This window comes from Rhizobium sp. RHZ01 (assembly GCF_014851595.1).
GTDB classification, from domain to species: domain Bacteria; phylum Pseudomonadota; class Alphaproteobacteria; order Rhizobiales; family Rhizobiaceae; genus Rhizobium; species Rhizobium altiplani.
Genome location: NZ_JACUZZ010000004.1, coordinates 85,205 through 102,897, shown reverse-complemented (window position 1 = coordinate 102,897; position 17,693 = coordinate 85,205). Strand labels below are relative to the sequence as shown.

Below are 17,693 nucleotides of genomic sequence, written 5' to 3'. Positions count from 1 at the left end.
GATCCCGGAGAGAATCCGCGCATCCTGAACTATTTCAAGGTCTGCGCCCATGGTTCGAGGTTGATGGTTGCGACGAAGTCGATTGGTGCGCCGCCTTCGTCAACTACTGCCTTGTCACGAGTGGGCACATGGGCGCCGACCATCCAAGCGCCCGCTCCTTCTTCTGGAACAAGAAGAAGCAGTTTCATGTCCTTCAAGCCCCGCAACCAGGCGCGATCGCGGTTCGCCGCTACGCCCCCTTCTCCGACGCGAGCTGGGCAACGGGAAACGGCCATGTCGGCTTCGTGGTCTCCTGGACCAGCACGACGGTAACGCTCCTCGGCGGCAACCAGGGCAACACGATCTGCGAGAGGACATTCCCCCGTCTGGAGAAGAACGCAGCAGGCGCAAAGCAATCCGAATTCGTCGCCTTCTTGATGTCGGTCATCGTGTAGCAGCAGGCCCCGATCCGCGGAATGCCTGACGACGCCGAGGACCAGCGCTGCGTCGTCAGTCCCTATTGGACAAGATAGCCAAGGACTGCCGCGTTTATCAGGTCGATGAAGAAGGCGGAAACGAGCGGCAGAATGATGAACGCCATGCTGGAGGCACCGTGAATCTTGGTGACCGCTGTCATATTGGCGATAGCCGTCGGTGTGGCGCCTAGCGCGATACCGCCAAAGCCGGCGGAAATCACTGCAGCGTCGTAGTTCCGCCCCATCGCCGGGAACACGACGAAAAGGATGTAGATGACGGTCACGCACGTCTGCGCCCCGAGCACCAGGATGAGCGAGAGCCCTAGGCCGCTCAAGGCCCAGAGCTGCATGCTCATCAGCGACATCGAGAGAAACACGTTCAACGAAAGATCGGATATCAGCGACAGCGCACGGCTCCGCGTCGGCCATGGCAGGCGTGGAGCCGCCAACGGGACGACATTGGTCATCACGATGGCCACCAGAAGGCAAACGACGAAAAGCGGGAGCTTGAAGCCGGTCTCCTCGATCACCTCCTCCAAGGCATATCCTGTCAGGATCGCGATGTTGGTGACGAACAATGTCCTCAACAGGCTGACCGCGCTGACCTCATCGTCATGTTCACGCGCCGACTTATGCGACACCCCGATCGTCAACTCTTCGTTCGCCGCTCCGCTCAGGTGGTATCGGGCGATCAGTCGCTGTGCGATCGGCCCGCCGATAAGGCTGGCGATGACAAGGCCAAGCGTTGCGCTGGCAATGCCGACTTCCATGGCGTTGGTGACCCCGAAGCGGCTCGAAACGATTGGAGCCCAAGCGATCGTTGTGCCGTGTCCGCCAATGAGCGAAATCGAGCCGAGCAGAATGTCGATGCCCCTGGGCAGGCCGAGCGCCGCGCTTGTTCCAATGGCCGTCAGATTCTGGATGATCAGGAAGGCGACCGTTATGACCAGAAGGATCAGAAAAGGCCTGCCGCCGGCGGCAAGATCGGTGAGCCGGGCGTTGAGACCGATACCTGTGAAGAAATAGAGAAGCAGCAGATCGCGTGCCTGAAGCGCGAAGCTGATCTCGATGTCGAACAGCGTGTATGCGAGGAGCGTCACCGCCGCCGCAAGCATCCCGCCTGTCACCGCCTCCGGAATGCTCCACCGCGTCAGAATGGGGAAAAGATGGTTCAGAGTTGCCCCAGCAAAGAACACCAGAATTGCAATCGTGAAAGACAGTAGCCCCGGAACCTGAATTGCCGCCACGCGCCACCCTTCCCCAAGATTCGCCACGTCTGCCGCGGCGACGGTTTGCTGCCGGAAATCTGGCACACGACGCGGGATTGAGCCAGAAAAATACGCGCGATACTGGCAGGGAAAACGGCCGCGGCATCCCAACCTCAGGGACTTCTGCCGCGACGCCGCATTTTGGAATCCTTGAACCTTCATGCTCACCTTTGAAAAGGGCGTGCATGGAAGACGAAGAGCGATGCATTGCCGCCGCTCCTCGCCCAGCCTATGCCGCACCACCCGGCTATTGCCTCAGGTCAGGTTCTTGCGTCGCTCGAGCTCGGCCGTAGTCGGCTGCTCGAATTCGAACGAGCCGGTGACGATGTCGCCGTCACGAACATACTTGTTCGCAGTAACGCCGGAGCCCGAAACCCGCGAGCTGACGAGCTTTAGTTTGCCCGGAAAGGCGCCGTCACCGAACAGCTTCTTGCCCTTGCCGAGCACGACGGGAAAGAATGAAATATTCAGCTCGTCGACCAGGTCGTTCTTGAAAAGCGTCTGCAGGAAGTCGGTTGACCCTTGTGTCAACAGGTGCGGTCCATCGCCGCCTTTCAACGCCTTGAGCGCGCCGACCACATCGGCACCGAGCACCTGGCTGTTCTGCCAGCTGGGCACAAAGTCCGGGTTGCGGGTCGCGACATATTTGGTGACCCGATCGAAAAGTGGACCGATCGGGTCGTCGGCCGCGACATAGGGCCAGTGCGCGGCGAAGATGTCGTAGGTCTTGCGGCCGAGCAAAAGATCGAAAGGATTGGCGAACATCTCACCCACGGTCTCGCCCATCGCCTCGTCGAAATAGGGAGCGGCCCAGCCGCCATACCTGAAGTCGCCGATCGGGTCCTCGTCCGGACCGCCCGGCGCCTGCATGATGCCGTCGAGACTGACGAATGCACCAGTGATGATCTTCCTCATGCCTGTTCTCCTTTGTGGCCGTTTAGGCTGCTGACGGCGGCTTTCTCGAGCGAGCCGGCCGGTATTGACGACTTAATTGCTCTTGGCGAGAACGCGGCCGGCCATGGCGGGATGGATCTCGAACACTGGGCCTGCCTCGGACTCGCTCGCTGACATTAGTCTTGTCTTCGTATTGCGCTCAGCTGAGTTCTTGGGCGAGCCCGATGAGAACCCCTTCAGGCCCCCTGATATAGCAGAGCTGATATATATCTTTGTACCGGACGACTTCGCCCACGAGTTGCGCGCCGCGCCTGCGGAGCCTTTCAAGCGTCTCGTCGATGTCGTCCACGGCGAACATGACGCGGAGGTAGCCTAGGGCGTTGACCGGGGCGTTCCGGTGATCTGCGACGACATCAGGCGCAAGGAAGCGGGAGAGCTCAAGCCGGCTGTGTCCATCGGGTGTGCGCATCATGGCAATCTCGACACGCTGATGGGCCAGTCCAGTGACACGTCCGGCCCATTCTCCCTCGATCGTGGCCCGCCCTTCGAGCTCGAGGCCGAGCTCGCGAAAGAATTCAATCGTCTCTCCGAGGTCTTCGACGACGATTCCCACATTATCCATCCGCTTGAGCGCCATGCTTCCAATCTCCAAGGTGTCGTTCCAATCTACAAGGTGTCGCCTAGTACTGTCCGCGTCAGACGCTTGAATCCGGACGGCCTCAAAACGCCACCCGGCTTTCAAACGTCTCTTACACTCCAAGGACGATCGCCCATGCGACGTGCCGACAACCGTCTGAGATAAAATCGAACCTGTAAGGCGCTATCCTGTCGGGCGTCGTCGACTGGGCGAAGTGACCTGAAGCCGATGACGAGGCGTCCTGCAATCACTCTCGTTCCATCCGCACCTCAACAGCAAACGCCGCCAGTTGATGCACGCGGATACAACCGGAGCGTTTACCACAAAGCGAACGCCCCAATTTCGGTACGGAAATTTCCGCCAAGCCTCTAGTTATAAATAGTTATCGCGACAAAAGGTAATTCGTGAAATACATATACAGGTTGCAATCGCGCAACCAAGATAAGTAAGCATAAATAGATCGATACCGGCAAAACGCCCGTCAGCTGTCTGGCGGCGATGATACCGCTTGCGAAAGAACGATAGCCTGGGACCTCAGACATATTGAAGACAACAGTAGATCAATCGTCGGTCTGAACAGTTACCGCCATGCGCATTGACATCCTAGGCCGACAAGCCCTGTGGAGAGAAGCCATGCCTTTTGATCTTACCCAGCCGCTCTCGTGGGAGAACGCGGCAGGAGACGCAGCGGTGATGCTCGACGAGCTCCAACCGAACATCGTCAAGGCGCACACCCGCGAATTCCTGACCGTCCTGTTCCTGAAATTCACCGACCCGGCCGGCGGCCGGGCCCTGTTGGTGCCCGCAGGCGCCGGAAGCCCCGGTCTCAACCTGGTGATCGGCCAGAGCCCCAACCCGCGCCCCGATATCGATTGTCCGGCGCAATGGGGCGACTCGACGATGACCACCACGACCGCACCGCCGCAGGCAGTGACCATGAAGGGCGGCGAATACTTCTTCATGCCGTCGCTGGCCTTCTTTCGCAGCCTCCCCTAGCCGGTCGGTTCCCGTTTACGCATCGAACACTCCTCACCCCTGTGCCCGTGGCAGGGGTGAGCCGCAAGAGCGAGACCGAGTGCGTGTTCGCACCCGACGTCCCAGGCGCCCAAGCTTTTCAGCCACTATACAGCCCGCACGCAAATGAGGCGCACATCATCTGCCGCGACGGGCTTCCCTTTTCTCCGGGCCGCGACACTTTTCCTGGTGAGACAATTGGCGGTTACGCGTGACGGCGACCGGCGCCACCGTTGGCCGCCCAACATCGGGAGGAGGACATGGCGGAAACCACAGTCAATGTCCGCTACATGGTCGATGATGTCGAGGCAGCCATCGCCTGGTACACGACGCATCTCGGCTTTTCCGTTCTGACGAATTACGCTCCCGCCTTCGCGGATGTGCGGCGTGGAGCGCTGCGGCTGCTGCTCAGCGGACCGACCAGTTCCGCGGGACGGCCGATGCCGGACGGCGAACTGCCCCGCCCCGGCGGTTGGAACCGCATCCATCTGATCGTCGACGATCTGTCGGCGGAAGTGGCGCGCCTGCGCGGCGCCGGCGTCCAGTTCCGCAACGAGATCGTCACCGGACCGGGCGGGTCGCAGATCCTGCTGATTGATCCCTCCGGAAATTCCGTTGAGCTCTTTCAGCCGGCACGCGGATGACGCCGACCTGATATCCGCAAGCAGCCGTAACGACGATGATCAGGACCGGGTGGCTTCAACGCCGCCTGGACGCGGCACCCCCGCCACGTCACGCGTCGCTCCCCCATCAGTACTCTTTGCCCCTTCACTTTCGCGGTGACTCTCGCCATATTCCGCCCATGGCCAAAACTCCGAAGAAATCCGCCGCCCCTGTTGGCTTCGAGGAAGCTCCGCAGTCGTCCTTCGAGGGCGCTCCCCTGTCCGGTTCCGTTGCCGACTGGGTGAAGCAGCTGGAGGCCGATGCCGAGGCGTCAAGTGTCGAGACGCAACGCCAGATCGCCTCGAAGGCCGGAAAGCACCGCAAGAAGGTCGAAATCGCCGCCTCGAAGTCGGCGCGCGGCACGTCGATGGGCGGCTCGACCGATCCGAAGACCCGTGCGGCCGCCGGCCTCAATCCGGTGGCGGGCATGGACACGACGCTGGAGGAAGCCGCCTCATTGCAGGCCGGCACCGCCGTCACCGCCACTGTCGAGGCTTTGTCGGCGCTGATCGAGAGCGGCAACCCGCTGCACAAGAACGGCAAGATCTGGACGCCGCACCGCCCCGCCCGGCCGGACAAGTCCGAAGGCGGCATCTCGATCCGCATGAACAGCGAATATCAGCCCGCCGGCGACCAGCCGACTGCCATCAAGGACCTCGTCGAGGGCCTCGGCAATGGCGACCGCAGCCAGGTCCTGCTCGGCGTCACCGGCTCCGGCAAGACCTTCACCATGGCCAAGGTGATCGAGGAAACCCAGCGCCCGGCCCTGATCCTGGCGCCGAACAAGACGCTCGCCGCGCAGCTCTATTCCGAGTTCAAGAACTTCTTCCCCGACAACGCGGTCGAGTACTTTGTCTCCTACTACGACTACTACCAGCCGGAAGCCTACGTCCCGCGCTCCGACACCTATATCGAGAAGGAATCCTCGATCAACGAGCAGATCGACCGCATGCGCCACTCGGCGACGCGCTCGCTGCTCGAGCGCGACGACTGCATCATCGTCGCCTCGGTCTCCTGCATCTACGGTATCGGCTCGGTCGAAACCTATACCGCCATGACCTTCCAGATGAACGTCGGCGACCGCCTCGACCAGCGCCAGCTGCTCGCCGACCTCGTCGCCCAGCAATACAAGCGCCGCGACATGGATTTCCAGCGCGGCTCCTTCCGCGTCCGCGGCGACACCATCGAAATCTTCCCGGCCCACCTGGAAGATGCGGCCTGGCGCATCTCCATGTTCGGCGACGAGATCGACGCCATCACCGAGTTCGACCCGCTGACCGGCGCCAAGACCGGCGACCTGAAATCGGTGAAGATCTACGCCAACTCGCACTACGTCACCCCGCGCCCTACGCTGAACGCCGCCATCAAGTCGATCAAGGAGGAGCTGAAGCTCCGTCTCGTCGAACTCGAGAAGGCCGGCCGTCTCTTGGAAGCCCAGCGCCTGGAACAGCGCACCCGCTACGATATCGAAATGCTGGAAGCGACAGGCTCCTGCCAGGGTATCGAGAATTATTCGCGCTACCTCACTGGCCGTGACCCCGGCGACCCGCCGCCGACGCTGTTCGAATACGTCCCCGACAACGCCATCGTCTTCATCGACGAAAGCCACGTCACCATCCCGCAGATCGGCGGAATGTACCGGGGCGACTTCCGCCGCAAGGCGACGCTCGCCGAATACGGCTTCCGCCTGCCCTCCTGCATGGACAACCGTCCCTTGCGCTTCGAGGAATGGGACGCCATGCGCCCCGACACGATCGCCGTCTCGGCCACCCCCGGCGGCTGGGAGATGGACCAGTCAGGCGGCGTCTTCGCCGAGCAGGTCATCCGCCCGACCGGCCTGATCGACCCTCCCGTCGAGGTCCGCTCCGCCCGCAGCCAGGTCGACGACGTGCTCGGCGAAATCCGCGAGACCGCGGCCAAGGGCTACCGCACCCTCTGCACCGTGCTGACCAAGCGCATGGCCGAGGACCTAACCGAATACCTGCACGAACAGGGCGTCCGCGTCCGCTACATGCACAGTGACATCGACACGCTGGAGCGCATCGAGATCATCCGCGACCTCCGCCTCGGCGCCTTCGACGTGCTCGTCGGCATCAACCTCCTGCGCGAAGGCCTCGACATTCCCGAATGCGGCTTCGTCGCCATCCTCGATGCCGACAAGGAAGGCTTCCTGCGCTCCGAGACCTCGCTGATCCAGACGATCGGCCGCGCCGCGCGTAACGTCGACGGCAAGGTCATCCTCTATGCCGACAACATCACCGGCTCGATGCAGCGCGCCATGGACGAGACCGCGCGGCGCCGCGAAAAGCAGGTGGCCTACAACGAGGAACACGGCATCACGCCGGAGAGCGTCAAGGCGAAGATCTCGGACATCCTCGACTCGGTTTACGAACGCGACCACGTCCGCGCCGACATATCGGGCGCCTCGGGCAAGGGCTTTGCCGATGGCGGCAACCTCGTCGGCGGCAACCTGCAGACCCATCTCAACGCGCTGGAAAAGCAGATGCGCGACGCCGCCGCGGACCTCGACTTCGAGAAGGCCGCCCGCCTGCGCGACGAGATCAAGCGCCTCAAGGCCGCCGAACTCGCGGTCATGGACGACCCGATGGCACGCGAGGAAGCCCGCTCGCAGGAAGGCAGCGGCAAGAAGAGCGGCAAGCCGGCCGCAGGCGGCGGCTCGCTCTTCGCCAAGCCCGGCCTCGACGACATGGGCCCCGGCACCGACACCGAAACCCCGCTCTTCCGCAAACCCGATCTCGACGATATGGGCCGCGACGTCGCCGACCCCGCTGGCAAGAGCCTCTTCCGCCGCAACAGCCTCGACGAAATGACCGTCGGCCGCACCGAAAAGCCGGTCGCCGGCCACCTGCCGGACAAGCCCGACGCCGCCAAGGGCACGAAGCGCTTCTCACCGCTGCTGGAAGGCCAGCCGGAGCGCGACGACGTCAGGCCGCTTGTGCGCGGCAAGGCGGGCGTGGGGAGTTATGAGGATCCGGTGGACCAGAAGCGCAAGGGGCGCACGAAGGGCAAGACGGGGCGGCCTGGGCAGTGATCGCCTCGGCCAGACCATTCCCTCTGTCGCGCCACCACCCACACTCCCCGTCATCCCGGACTTGATCGGAGATCCAGCAACCGCGCGTCCGCACGGTGAATGAATCAGCAAACAACAGCAATCTCCGCGCGATGGACATCGCGCCGCTGGGTGCCGGATCAAGTCCGGCATGACGGCCATCGCTGATTGCATTCTATCTCAGGAACACGCATCATCCGCTCATGAAGGGCTACGTCTACATCCTGACTTCGCAGCGCAACGGCACGCTCTACACGGGCGTGACATCCAACCTGCCGCGCCGCCTCTTCGAGCATCAGACCAACCTCACCCCGGGCTTCACCAGCCGCTACGGCGTCAAGACGCTCGTCTAGGAATACGACCTCGTCACCGATGCGATCGCTCGCGAAAAGACCATCAAGAACTGGCCGCGCAAATGGAAACTCGACCTCATCGAGACAATGAACCCCGACTGGGAGGACATCGCCCATTTCCTGCACGGCCCCTGAACTCGTGCCCACAACACCACCTCATCCGCGCGGCACTCGTCGCCAACTTACCCGTCACCCCGGACCTGATCCGGGGTCCTCACGTGGTAATATTTCTCCAAAGCAGTTCTAATGCAGGCTGTGCAAAACCTGGTTTTATCTCTGGTGGTGTGTTTGACTTTTTCAACCACAAGGATCATGCATGACGGGAACACGGCGACCTGGAAGTGATGGTTCGGCCACATGGTGCGATCGGCAACAAGGTCCCGATCGCACTGATGAATCCGGGAGGCGCAACCAGCCCGCCCCCCTGACACAAGCCGGAAAACTCCAGCCTCCGCTGGTCCAACGTTTGGGAGCGGATCATATTGATGTAATATCTCCAGAATTACTATTTAGTAAGCTGAGCGAGATCAACGTGGATGATATTATAGCCGAGTTCAGCAAGGTCCGTTAGCCGGTCCTATCGGCACACGAGCGGGCCTCCGCAATAGAGGCCCGCATTGAGAAGTGCGGAGATCAGCGCATGTGAGCAAATTTATGCGCATGATTTGATGGGCCTACTTTCTTTCCTTTTACACGTTAGGTGAAATTCTACTCGAAATTCATCCCCACCCCTCCCAACACATGCCATCATCCCTCTCGTCCCGTCACGGATACACCGCAAGGCGTTGCGGCGAGGCGGGACCGGCGCGGGTGTGAGGGTCGGACGCAAAACCTCATGCACCGGGTCCGCAGAAAATGGTCTCCCTCCGGGGACGGCGGCGATCGCGCGAATGCGGCGTCGAGTTGAGCCCCGGACGTGCCTGTGTGGCACACATGGCCCCCAGGAGCAGTGAAGCTTCCTCGGGCAAGGCGGCAGAGGGACCGGAGTTGACGGCATAAACCGCCGAACGGGGCGCTCGACAGCGCCATTTTACACTTTTCAGATGAGGCTCTTTCGAGCACCCCGTCCGAACCCTGTCGCCCGCACGGGACGGCAAACCGATGCCAGGATCAAACCACGGGCGAAACCAGCCGCGTGAAGGCAATGCCGCGCGCCGCCGCCGGCGCACCGGCGAAGGAGAGACGGAGGCGCAGACATGATGGGATCCGCAGGGAAAACGGACGAAGCGACGATGAGCGAATGGGAACGCCGGATCGGCGACTACGGCACGCTGAGGCTGCGCCTGCGCACCGCCGAGATGCTCGGCCTGCCAGCGAGGGTCTGCGGCGTGCGCAACTGCCGCCGCACGCGATCCTGCGTGCTCGTCTTCACCCACAACAGGCTGCCGCTCTGCTACACCATGCTGACCGAGGACGAGCGGAAGGCGCATGACGAGTTCTTCGATTTCGCCGCCAGCGTCTACGAGGCGGCGCAGTCCGGCCATTTCGGCAATCTCTACCGGCTGCTGATCGACAAGCCGCCCGAGTATCACTATGCGGTGACCAAGATCGTCCGCCACGCCCTGCCGCCCCGGCCATCGCGCCCATGGCGGCCTCGACGCGATCGACAGGATCAGGGCCGGCCAAGCGCCCGCCGCGTGGAGCTGGAAAACACGTTTCCGGCGATGACCGCCGGAGCGGTACGGCGGCGCGTGCTCGTGTCGGACGATCTCGCACCGGACTGCAAGGCATCCTCTTCGGCAGCGCCGCCCGTTAAACTTGCTTCAACCCCTGGGTGGCATACCTGCCCCGGCAGCGCATAAGGAGACATTGCATGGCCTTCGTCGGCTTCAGGAACACCCACAACAACACGATCTATATCAACCCCGAGCAGGTCATCTACGTTTCCTCCTTCGAGGAAGACGTCACCATTGTCGCCTATGCCGTCACCGATGCCAGCGGCAAGCCCGTCGTGTCGCATGTGCGCGGCAGCGCCGACATCGTGCAGCACAAGCTCGCCAGCGCGGCTGCCCGCTAGGATTGCGCGCTCGAGGCGGTCACGGCCGAGGGGGCAAAGGCGCGCGGGGGTGCCGTTCCGGCACAGTTTCCGGAAACGGCACAGCAGTGGCTGTGAATGCTTACAATTCGTCAAGCGTCTGAATCTTTGGCGATTCCCGCTCCGGCGATTCTGGTGCCACAATATTGCCGCTTGCCTTTTGCTTCGAATGCTGTCACCAAATGCGGCTCTCGGGCATTTGCATGCCGGTGACTGGACTGATGTGGTAAAGCTTTCCGGCAGGAAGGCAGCGTGGGGGACACCCGCGTACGTAGACGTTCTTTCCCCGTTCGTGAACTACTCGACTGACCCTTCGCGCGCTGAATTTTGATGAGGGAGCGCGAAAGCTAAAGCCGTCCGTTTCCTCTCGCGGGGGATGGATACCAAACAGACTAAGGGAAAAGGACTATCCCAATGGCCACCAAGGGCACCGTAAAATTCTTCAACCAGGACAAGGGTTTTGGTTTCATCACGCCGGAAGGCGGCGCGAAGGACGTTTTCGTCCACATCTCCGCGCTCCAGGCTTCTGGCATCCAGTCGCTGCGCGAAGGCCAGCAGGTCACCTTCGACACCGAGCCGGACCGCATGGGCAAGGGCCCGAAGGCCGTGAACATCTCGGCTAACTAATTCATTCTCTGCTTCGGCAGGAAAGAGAACGGCGCTCCGCAAGGGGCGCCGTTTTTCGTTTGGCCGGTCGTAGCGTCGCCCTAGGCGCTGACCGTTTCCCGCGCGCCCTCGAAATCCACCGCCGCAAAGGCGGCTGCGATCACCTCGGGGCCTGCTCCCATCTTGACCGCGTCGGTCGAGAGAATCTGTCGGTAGCGCCGCGCGCCAGGCAGCCCCGTAAACAGCCCGACCATGTGCCGCGCCACCTGCTGCAGCCGCCCGCCGTTGGCGATATGGCGCTCGGCATAAGCCATCATCCGGCCGCGGATATCGCCCCAGTCAGCTTCGTCGGCAACCGCGCCATAGAAGCGATGGTCGACATCGGCAAGAATCGCGGCGTTCTGGTAGGCCGCACGCCCGAGCATGATGCCGTCGACGTGGTTCAAATGATCAGCCGCCTCGTCCAGCGTCTGGATGCCGCCGTTGATGCCGATAAAGACATCGGGCCGCGCCTCTTTCGTGCGGTAGACGATCTCGTAGTCGAGCGGCGGGATTTCCCGATTCTCCTTCGGCGACAGGCCCTTCAGCCAGGCCTTTCGGGCGTGGATCCAGACGGCGTCGGCACCGGCATCGAGCACACGATCGAGAAGATCGGGCAGAGCCGCTTCCGGATCCTGCTCGTCGACACCAATCCGGCACTTCACCGTGACAGGCACGTCGGCCACCGCCTTCATCGCCGCCACGCAGGCAGCCACCGTCTCCGGTGTCAGCATCAGGCAAGCGCCGAAGGTGCCTGACTGCACCCGGTCCGAGGGACAGCCGACATTGAGATTGATCTCGTCGTAGCCGTAAGGGCCAGCGATCCGAACCGCCTCGGCAAGTTTCGCCGGATCCGACCCACCGAGCTGCAGCGCCACCGGATGCTCCGCTCCGTCGAAGGACAGCAGCCGTTCGCGCGGCCCATGGATGATCGCATCGGCCACCACCATTTCCGTGTAGAGCAGCGCATTGCGGCTGATCTGCCGGTGAAAATAGCGGCAATGGCGATCGGTCCAGTCGATCATCGGCGCAATCGCGAAGATCGGCTGGCCCGACGTCAGGGCCTCGGCGTAGAAATTGGATGTCGTCATGCCGCGCTCATAGCGTAAAGGCAGGCAAAACGCCAGTTTTCCTCACGCAAGGCAGCCATGTCAGGATGCAAGGCGATGATGATGCTGCGTTGTCGAACCACGCGTTCCCCCGCCGTTGCTTTCCGTCTAAGATGTCAGGACTCACGAACAGCAAGAGCGTGCAATGTCCCTTCCCGCCACCGTCATCCCGCTTCCGCATCCCGTCCTGCTTCCCGTCGAAGGCACAGCCGAGGCGTTCCCGGTACGCCGCGTTTACTGCGTCGGGCGTAACTACGCCGACCATGCGATCGAGATGGGCCATGACCCGAGCCGCGAGCCGCCGTTCTTTTTCCAGAAGAACGCCGACAATCTGCTGCCCGCAGGCAAGGACTTCCCCTACCCGCCGCTGTCCAGCGATGTGCATTTCGAGGTCGAGTGTGTGCTGGCGCTAAAAGCCGGCGGCCAGGATATCGCCGCCGACAAGGCGCTCGACTGCATTTATGGCTACGCCGTCGGCATCGATTTCACACGTCGCGATCTACAGGCCGAGGCGAAGAAGCTCGGCCGCCCCTGGGAAGTCGCCAAGGCCTTCGAATATTCAGCACCGGTGTCGCCTATCGTCCCGGCAAGCCAATTTGGGCATCCCTCGGCGGGCCGGATCTGGTTGGAATTGAACGGCAAGCGCGTCCAGGATGGCGACCTCAACCAGATGATCTGGAAGGTGCCTGAGATCATTGCCGAACTCTCGAGACTCTTCATCCTGGCGCCGGGCGATGTCATCATGACCGGTACGCCGGCAGGCGTCGGCGCCGTAAAGAAGGGCGACCGTGTCGATTGCGGCATCGACGGCATTTCCACGCTGTCGATCAACGTGGCCTGAGGGGAGACGTCATGCCTGTCTACGCGCTTGGCGAATTGATGCCGGACCTGCCGCCATCAGGCAACTATTGGATCGCCCCGGATGCCCATGTCATTGGTCAGGTGTTACTTGGCGTCGACGTCGGCGTCTGGTTCGGTGCAGTGCTGCGCGGCGATAACGAGCCGATCACCGTCGGCGCGGCGACGAACATCCAGGAAGGCGCGATGCTGCACACCGATCCGGGATTTCCCGTAACGATCGGCGAAGGCTGCACCATCGGTCATCACGCCATCGTCCACGGCTGCACGATCGGCGACAATTCCCTAATCGGCATGGGTGCCACGGTGCTGAATGGCGCCAAGATCGGCAACAACTGCCTCGTCGGCGCAAATGCGCTGATCACCGAGGGCAAGGAGTTTCCGGATAACTCCTTGATCGTCGGCTCGCCGGCGCGCGTGGTCCGCACCCTGGACGAGGCGGCGATCGCCGGGTTACGCCGCTCAGCCGAAAAATATGTCGGCAACTGGCAACGTTTCGCGCGGGACTTGCGCCCACTCTGAACTGTTAGAACAGCAGACCGACGCCGGTCACGTTCTTGACGGCCATCTTCACGAGATCGAAAACGGCGTTCAGGATCTTCTGCGCGGCGACATAAAGGAGGAATTCGAACTCGGCCACGCGCTGTTGAGATTGAGTTCGAGAAGATGCAGCGTCAGGTCAGCAGACTTGGCGGTGATCGTCTCGCCGCAAGCTGCGCCATGACCTTGGCGGTCTTCTGCGCGATGAAACCCAGCTGGTAGGTCATCTCGTCGCGAATGGCGGTCCATTGGCCCTTTGCCGTCGCGGCAGCGACGGACAGCAGGCCTTCAAGCAGTTCTTCGGCAGATTCCGGTGCGAAATTCGCGTCAACAGACATGGCTGTCCCCCCTATTTCAATGACCCCTCCATCGTTCTGGCTATGCCTCAGGTGTTCTGAACGATCGTAATATTGTCCGTTTCGTTGGCCCGCTGACCTTTGGCCTCGAACTTCGCCCGGGATGCTTCGATCGCCTGCCGGCAGCGTTCGATGTTGTCGGCCACGAGCTGTGCGGCGCGCGCAGATGGTTTGCCCTGGAGATAAGCCGTGCGCCGCCCTGCGATATCGCCCGCGTCCTTCACCATGGCGAGAGCTTCGATGTAATATCGATTTTCGTCAGGCTCGAATGTGCGCCGTCAAGCTTCGTATAGACGGCCTCGTTGTAAACAGGCGCAAAGATGGAACATCCGCTGAGCGGAATTGCCAATATCAGCAAAGATAGATGACATTTCGGCATGTGTGAGTCCCCAGCCCCGCCGAACATCATAAACCAGCTACAAATACAATCAATACTTACATAAACAATAATCAGCAATCATAGAGAGAATTTGGTTGAGCGGTCAGGCCTAAGCGGCACACGCCTCACACAGACCACGGATCTCGATCGTGGTCTTCTCTGCCTTGAACTTCTTGCCGCGCGTCCAGTCCATGAGGCGGTGATCGACCTCGTGGTCGTGGAACTCCATGACATGCCCACAGCTCTCGCAGATCGCGAAGGCGACGATGCCGTGACTGTGGCAGTTCTGGTCCGGATGGGCGCAGGCGACGAAGGCGTTGATGCTTTCCAGCCGGTGCACCACGCCATACTCGAGCAGCTTCTCGAGGGCGCGGTAGACCTGCAGTGGCGCGCGAAAACCATGATCGCGCAGCTTGTCGAGGATCGTATAGGCGCTGAGCGGTCCGTCCGCCTTTTCGAGTACCTCGAAAACGAGAGCCTGGTTCTTGGTCAAAGCAGGTGCGTTCATGAACGTTGTCCTTCCAAGGCCTGCCCGCGCCCGCGCCTCGGCAGCAGGCTCAGAATGAAAAGGATCAGGGCCGCGACGACGATCGAGGGGCCGGAGGGCGTGTCGTAGGTCAGCGAACCGAACAGCCCGCCGACCACGGCGACGGCGCCGATCAGCGAGGCGAAGACCGCCATCACCTCAGGCGTCGAGGCGAAACGGCGCGCTGCGGCCGCCGGGATGATCAGCAGCGAGGTGATCAGCATGATGCCGACGATCTTCATGGCGATTGCGATGACAACAGCCATCAGCAGCATGAAGAACAGCCGCGCCCGCTCCGGCTGCAGTCCCTCGGCCTCGGCAAGCTCGGGGTTGACCGTGGAGGCCAGAAGCGGTCGCCAGAGCCAGGCGATCGCCGCCAAAACGAGAATGCCGCCGCCCCAGATCATGACAATATCCGTCTTCGAGACCGCAAGGATGTCGCCGAACAGGAAAGCGATGAGGTCGATGCGCACCCAGCTCATGAAGGCGACCATGACGAGACCGATCGCCAGCGTCGCGTGCGACAGAATACCGAGCAGCGCATCCGCAGACAGCGCCTGGCGTTTTTGCAGGAACAGCAGGAGGATCGACACGGTAGCCGCGACGAGGAACACGGCAAGCGTCAGGTTGAACTGCAGGAGCAGCGAGAGCGCGACGCCGAGCAGTGCCGAGTGGGCGATCGTATCGCCGAAATAAGCCATACGCCGCCAGATGATGAAACAGCCGAGCGGGCCGGTCGTCAGCGCAAGCCCGACGCCTGCAAGGATCGCGCGGACGAAGAAATCGTCAAACATGGCGCTCTCCTGCGGGCTGTTTGTGATCATGGCTATGATCGTCAGCATGATGATCGTGGCTGTGACCGGCGTGGTTGTGGTGGGCGTGGTCGTGCCCTTCGTGGCCATGATGGTGGCCGTCATCAGGATGGCAGTTATCGGTGACGGAGCCATCGGAATGCAGCACACGGCCATCCGGTAGATGCGTGTGGTCGTGGTGATGGCTGTAGACGGCAAGCGCCTGCGCAGCGCGGCTACCAAAGAGGCGGACATATTCGGCGCTCTGCGTCACCGCCTGCGGTGTGCCGCGGCAGCAGACATGGCCGTTGAGGCAGATGACGGTATCCGTCGCCGCCATGACGACATGCAGGTCGTGCGAAATCAGCAGGATGCCGCAGCCGGTCGAGTTGCGGATCGACTGGATCAGGTCGTAGATCGCGATCTCGCCTGAGAAATCGACGCCCTGAACGGGTTCGTCGAGGACGAGGAGATCAGGCTTGCGCGCAATCGCCCGCGCCATCAAGGCCCGCTGAAACTCGCCGCCCGAGAGATGCTGCACTTCGGCGCCGAGCATATGTGAAAGCCCGACGGCTTCGAGCGCGGCGGTCATGTCGTGTTCGGAGAGCGGTCCGGTCAGCGTCATCAGCCGGCGTAGGGTGAGCGGCAGCGTCCAATCGATCGCAAGCTTCTGTGGCACATAACCGACCTTGAGGCCGTCGGCGCGTTCAACCGTACCCTCATCGGGCTTCAGCACGCCGATCGCCGTCTTGACGGTGGTCGATTTGCCCGAGCCATTGGGGCCGATCAGCGTCACGATCTCGCCGCGCGAGACCGAGAAATCCACGCCCCGGACGAGCCAGCGGCCGCTTCTTTGGACGCCGACGTTGGAAAGCGAGACCAATGGCTTCGCTTCGGAATTTGCGGGAGAGAACATCATTTTTCCGAATGTGCTGTTGCGACTTGCTATCGCACACGTTATAGCATAACGCAATCGATGTAATAACATTACAACTGCAATTCAAGCGGAGTACACCGATGAAATTCGCGACGGCCCTTACCCTCGCAATTCCCGCCATCTTCTTTGCCGAGGCGGGCAGAACGGCGGATGCGCCTGTCGTGGTGACCTCGATCAAGCCGGTTCACTCGCTCGTATCGGCGATCATGCAGGGCGTCGGCACACCCGAACTGATCGTCGATGGCGCCGCCTCGCCCCACACCTACAATATGAAGCCGTCAAACGCGCGCGCGCTGCAAAACGCCAAGGTGGTGTTCTGGGTCGGTCCCGGGCTTGAAACGTTTCTGGAGAAGCCGCTGGAGGCGATCGGGTCTGATGCCGTCGTCGCCGAGCTCGACAAGGCGCCCGGCCTGACCAAGCTCAAGTTCCGTGAGGGCGGCGCCTTCGAACCGCACGACCACAGCGACCATGACGGTGAAGATCATCATGACGGCGATGGACACGATCATGCCCGTGCCGACACCGATCAGGGCCACGATCACGGGACTTTCGACACCCATCTCTGGCTCGATCCGCAGAATGCCAGGGCGATGGCCTCCGAGATCACCACCACCCTCGTCGCAGCCGACCCCGCCAATGCCCTCACCTACCAGGCCAACGCCAAGACGCTGGACGACAGCCTCGACGCGCTGGACAAGGAAATCGCCGGCATCGTGTCACCGGTGAAGGACAAGCCGTTCATCGTCTTCCACGATGCCTACCAGTATTTCGAGAACCGCTATCATGTACGGGTCGCGGGCTCGATCACCGTCAGCCCCGAAACGATCCCCGGCGCGGAACGCATTGCGGAGATCCACAAGAAGGTCGGCGAACTTGGCGCCACCTGCGTCTTCGCCGAACCGCAGTTCCAGCCGCGATTGGTCGATGTGGTCATCGAGGGGACCAAGGCGAAGGCCGGTGTCCTCGATCCGGAGGCCGCCACGCTCGATGCCGGCGCGGACCTCTATCCCAACCTCATGCTCGGCATTGCCAACAGCATGAAGGCCTGCCTCGCGCGAGAAAGCTGAGATTGCAGGGGCGGGTGCGGAACCCCCGCCCTTCACTAGTTCTGGCCACGCGCACAGCGTCCTACGGAAGCCTGTAATTGGCGTCTGATTGAATCA

At 61.9% G+C, this 17,693-nt stretch carries 19 protein-coding genes and 1 pseudogene; 11 read left to right on the top strand and 9 right to left on the bottom strand.

Annotation, left to right across the window (positions count from 1 at the left end; genetic code table 11):
* Positions 1 to 128 precede the first annotated feature (128 nt).
* Positions 129 to 434: a hypothetical protein gene (locus IB248_RS31610; RefSeq protein ID WP_246733581.1), complete on the top strand. Its 306-nt coding sequence runs from the start codon at positions 129 to 131 to the stop codon at positions 432 to 434.
* A 62-nt stretch (positions 435 to 496) separates the two neighbouring features.
* On the opposite strand, the gene gltS is transcribed toward IB248_RS31610, so the two are convergent.
* From gltS to IB248_RS06610, 3 genes are all read right to left on the bottom strand, one after another.
* Complete coding sequence (gene gltS, locus IB248_RS06620) at positions 497 to 1,702, bottom strand: sodium/glutamate symporter (RefSeq protein ID WP_192240570.1); 1,206 nt, start codon at positions 1,700 to 1,702, stop codon at positions 497 to 499.
* 276 nt (positions 1,703 to 1,978) lie between these two features.
* Positions 1,979 to 2,638, bottom strand: a complete 660-nt coding sequence (locus IB248_RS06615; protein WP_169680192.1) for a dihydrofolate reductase family protein — start codon at positions 2,636 to 2,638, stop codon at positions 1,979 to 1,981.
* 178 nt (positions 2,639 to 2,816) lie between these two features.
* Positions 2,817 to 3,254 (bottom strand): VOC family protein, encoded by a 438-nt coding sequence (locus IB248_RS06610; protein WP_169680190.1) that lies wholly within the window; start codon positions 3,252 to 3,254, stop codon positions 2,817 to 2,819.
* A gap of 633 nt (positions 3,255 to 3,887) precedes the next feature.
* Here IB248_RS06610 and IB248_RS31605 point away from each other — a divergent pair.
* From IB248_RS31605 to IB248_RS06575, 7 genes and pseudogenes are all read left to right on the top strand, one after another.
* Complete coding sequence (locus tag IB248_RS31605) at positions 3,888 to 4,250, top strand: hypothetical protein (RefSeq protein WP_246779218.1); 363 nt, start codon at positions 3,888 to 3,890, stop codon at positions 4,248 to 4,250.
* 278 nt (positions 4,251 to 4,528) lie between these two features.
* On the top strand, positions 4,529 to 4,912 hold the full coding sequence (locus IB248_RS06600) for a VOC family protein (RefSeq protein WP_018854757.1): 384 nt from the start codon (positions 4,529 to 4,531) through the stop codon (positions 4,910 to 4,912).
* 158 nt (positions 4,913 to 5,070) lie between these two features.
* On the top strand, positions 5,071 to 7,983 hold the full coding sequence (uvrB, locus tag IB248_RS06595; protein ID WP_169680188.1) for an excinuclease ABC subunit UvrB: 2,913 nt from the start codon (positions 5,071 to 5,073) through the stop codon (positions 7,981 to 7,983).
* 221 nt (positions 7,984 to 8,204) lie between these two features.
* Positions 8,205 to 8,489, top strand: a pseudogene (locus tag IB248_RS06590) (GIY-YIG nuclease family protein).
* Between the two features lie 1,061 nt (positions 8,490 to 9,550).
* Positions 9,551 to 10,156, top strand: coding sequence for a hypothetical protein (locus IB248_RS06585; protein WP_192240569.1), 606 nt, complete (start codon positions 9,551 to 9,553; stop codon positions 10,154 to 10,156).
* 11 nt (positions 10,157 to 10,167) lie between these two features.
* The gene (locus tag IB248_RS06580) at positions 10,168 to 10,371 is read left to right on the top strand and encodes a hypothetical protein (protein ID WP_018116365.1); all 204 of its coding nucleotides are present in this window, start codon (positions 10,168 to 10,170) and stop codon (positions 10,369 to 10,371) included.
* 432 nt (positions 10,372 to 10,803) lie between these two features.
* Complete coding sequence (locus IB248_RS06575) at positions 10,804 to 11,016, top strand: cold-shock protein (RefSeq protein ID WP_007533154.1); 213 nt, start codon at positions 10,804 to 10,806, stop codon at positions 11,014 to 11,016.
* A gap of 80 nt (positions 11,017 to 11,096) precedes the next feature.
* On the opposite strand, the gene dusA is transcribed toward IB248_RS06575, so the two are convergent.
* The gene (gene dusA, locus IB248_RS06570; protein WP_192240629.1) at positions 11,097 to 12,095 is read right to left on the bottom strand and encodes a tRNA dihydrouridine(20/20a) synthase DusA; all 999 of its coding nucleotides are present in this window, start codon (positions 12,093 to 12,095) and stop codon (positions 11,097 to 11,099) included.
* A 193-nt stretch (positions 12,096 to 12,288) separates the two neighbouring features.
* Between dusA and IB248_RS06565 the strand changes: the two genes are divergently transcribed.
* Positions 12,289 to 12,984: a fumarylacetoacetate hydrolase family protein gene (locus IB248_RS06565; RefSeq protein ID WP_018854752.1), complete on the top strand. Its 696-nt coding sequence runs from the start codon at positions 12,289 to 12,291 to the stop codon at positions 12,982 to 12,984.
* Positions 12,985 to 12,995: 11 nt separating this feature from the next.
* Positions 12,996 to 13,523, top strand: coding sequence for a gamma carbonic anhydrase family protein (locus IB248_RS06560; RefSeq protein ID WP_018854751.1), 528 nt, complete (start codon positions 12,996 to 12,998; stop codon positions 13,521 to 13,523).
* A gap of 152 nt (positions 13,524 to 13,675) precedes the next feature.
* On the opposite strand, the gene IB248_RS06555 is transcribed toward IB248_RS06560, so the two are convergent.
* From IB248_RS06555 to IB248_RS06535, 5 genes are all read right to left on the bottom strand, one after another.
* Positions 13,676 to 13,879: a hypothetical protein gene (locus IB248_RS06555; protein ID WP_018854749.1), complete on the bottom strand. Its 204-nt coding sequence runs from the start codon at positions 13,877 to 13,879 to the stop codon at positions 13,676 to 13,678.
* Positions 13,880 to 13,926: 47 nt separating this feature from the next.
* Complete coding sequence (locus tag IB248_RS06550; protein WP_018854748.1) at positions 13,927 to 14,124, bottom strand: hypothetical protein; 198 nt, start codon at positions 14,122 to 14,124, stop codon at positions 13,927 to 13,929.
* A 261-nt stretch (positions 14,125 to 14,385) separates the two neighbouring features.
* The gene (locus IB248_RS06545; RefSeq protein WP_016554263.1) at positions 14,386 to 14,784 is read right to left on the bottom strand and encodes a Fur family transcriptional regulator; all 399 of its coding nucleotides are present in this window, start codon (positions 14,782 to 14,784) and stop codon (positions 14,386 to 14,388) included.
* A complete protein-coding gene (znuB, locus tag IB248_RS06540; protein WP_018854746.1) occupies positions 14,781 to 15,596 on the bottom strand; it encodes a zinc ABC transporter permease subunit ZnuB in 816 nt (271 codons plus the stop codon). Before znuB ends, IB248_RS06545 begins: the two co-directional genes overlap by 4 nt.
* Entirely contained in the window at positions 15,589 to 16,509 is a 921-nt protein-coding gene (locus IB248_RS06535) for a metal ABC transporter ATP-binding protein (protein ID WP_192240628.1), read from the bottom strand. The genes znuB and IB248_RS06535 overlap by 8 nt, the downstream gene beginning before the upstream one ends.
* A 101-nt stretch (positions 16,510 to 16,610) precedes the next feature.
* Between IB248_RS06535 and IB248_RS06530 the strand changes: the two genes are divergently transcribed.
* The gene (locus IB248_RS06530; protein WP_018854744.1) at positions 16,611 to 17,597 is read left to right on the top strand and encodes a zinc ABC transporter substrate-binding protein; all 987 of its coding nucleotides are present in this window, start codon (positions 16,611 to 16,613) and stop codon (positions 17,595 to 17,597) included.
* The last annotated feature ends 96 nt before the right edge of the window (positions 17,598 to 17,693 follow it).

Bases quoted from the DNA above. Each gene is read 5' to 3' on its own strand.
- IB248_RS31610 (WP_246733581.1), top strand. From the start codon at position 129: ATGGGCGCCGACCATCCAAGCGCCCGCTCCTTCTTCTGGAACAAGAAG.
- IB248_RS06615 (WP_169680192.1), bottom strand. From the start codon at position 2,638: ATGAGGAAGATCATCACTGGTGCATTCGTCAGTCTCGACGGCATCATG.
- IB248_RS06610 (WP_169680190.1), bottom strand. From the start codon at position 3,254: ATGGCGCTCAAGCGGATGGATAATGTGGGAATCGTCGTCGAAGACCTC.
- IB248_RS31605 (WP_246779218.1), top strand. From the start codon at position 3,888: ATGCCTTTTGATCTTACCCAGCCGCTCTCGTGGGAGAACGCGGCAGGA.
- IB248_RS06600 (WP_018854757.1), top strand. From the start codon at position 4,529: ATGGCGGAAACCACAGTCAATGTCCGCTACATGGTCGATGATGTCGAG.
- uvrB (WP_169680188.1), top strand. From the start codon at position 5,071: ATGGCCAAAACTCCGAAGAAATCCGCCGCCCCTGTTGGCTTCGAGGAA.
- IB248_RS06585 (WP_192240569.1), top strand. From the start codon at position 9,551: ATGATGGGATCCGCAGGGAAAACGGACGAAGCGACGATGAGCGAATGG.
- IB248_RS06580 (WP_018116365.1), top strand. From the start codon at position 10,168: ATGGCCTTCGTCGGCTTCAGGAACACCCACAACAACACGATCTATATC.
- IB248_RS06575 (WP_007533154.1), top strand. From the start codon at position 10,804: ATGGCCACCAAGGGCACCGTAAAATTCTTCAACCAGGACAAGGGTTTT.
- IB248_RS06565 (WP_018854752.1), top strand. From the start codon at position 12,289: ATGTCCCTTCCCGCCACCGTCATCCCGCTTCCGCATCCCGTCCTGCTT.
- IB248_RS06560 (WP_018854751.1), top strand. From the start codon at position 12,996: ATGCCTGTCTACGCGCTTGGCGAATTGATGCCGGACCTGCCGCCATCA.
- IB248_RS06555 (WP_018854749.1), bottom strand. From the start codon at position 13,879: ATGTCTGTTGACGCGAATTTCGCACCGGAATCTGCCGAAGAACTGCTT.
- IB248_RS06550 (WP_018854748.1), bottom strand. From the start codon at position 14,124: ATGGTGAAGGACGCGGGCGATATCGCAGGGCGGCGCACGGCTTATCTC.
- IB248_RS06545 (WP_016554263.1), bottom strand. From the start codon at position 14,784: ATGAACGCACCTGCTTTGACCAAGAACCAGGCTCTCGTTTTCGAGGTA.
- znuB (WP_018854746.1), bottom strand. From the start codon at position 15,596: ATGTTTGACGATTTCTTCGTCCGCGCGATCCTTGCAGGCGTCGGGCTT.
- IB248_RS06535 (WP_192240628.1), bottom strand. From the start codon at position 16,509: ATGTTCTCTCCCGCAAATTCCGAAGCGAAGCCATTGGTCTCGCTTTCC.
- IB248_RS06530 (WP_018854744.1), top strand. From the start codon at position 16,611: ATGAAATTCGCGACGGCCCTTACCCTCGCAATTCCCGCCATCTTCTTT.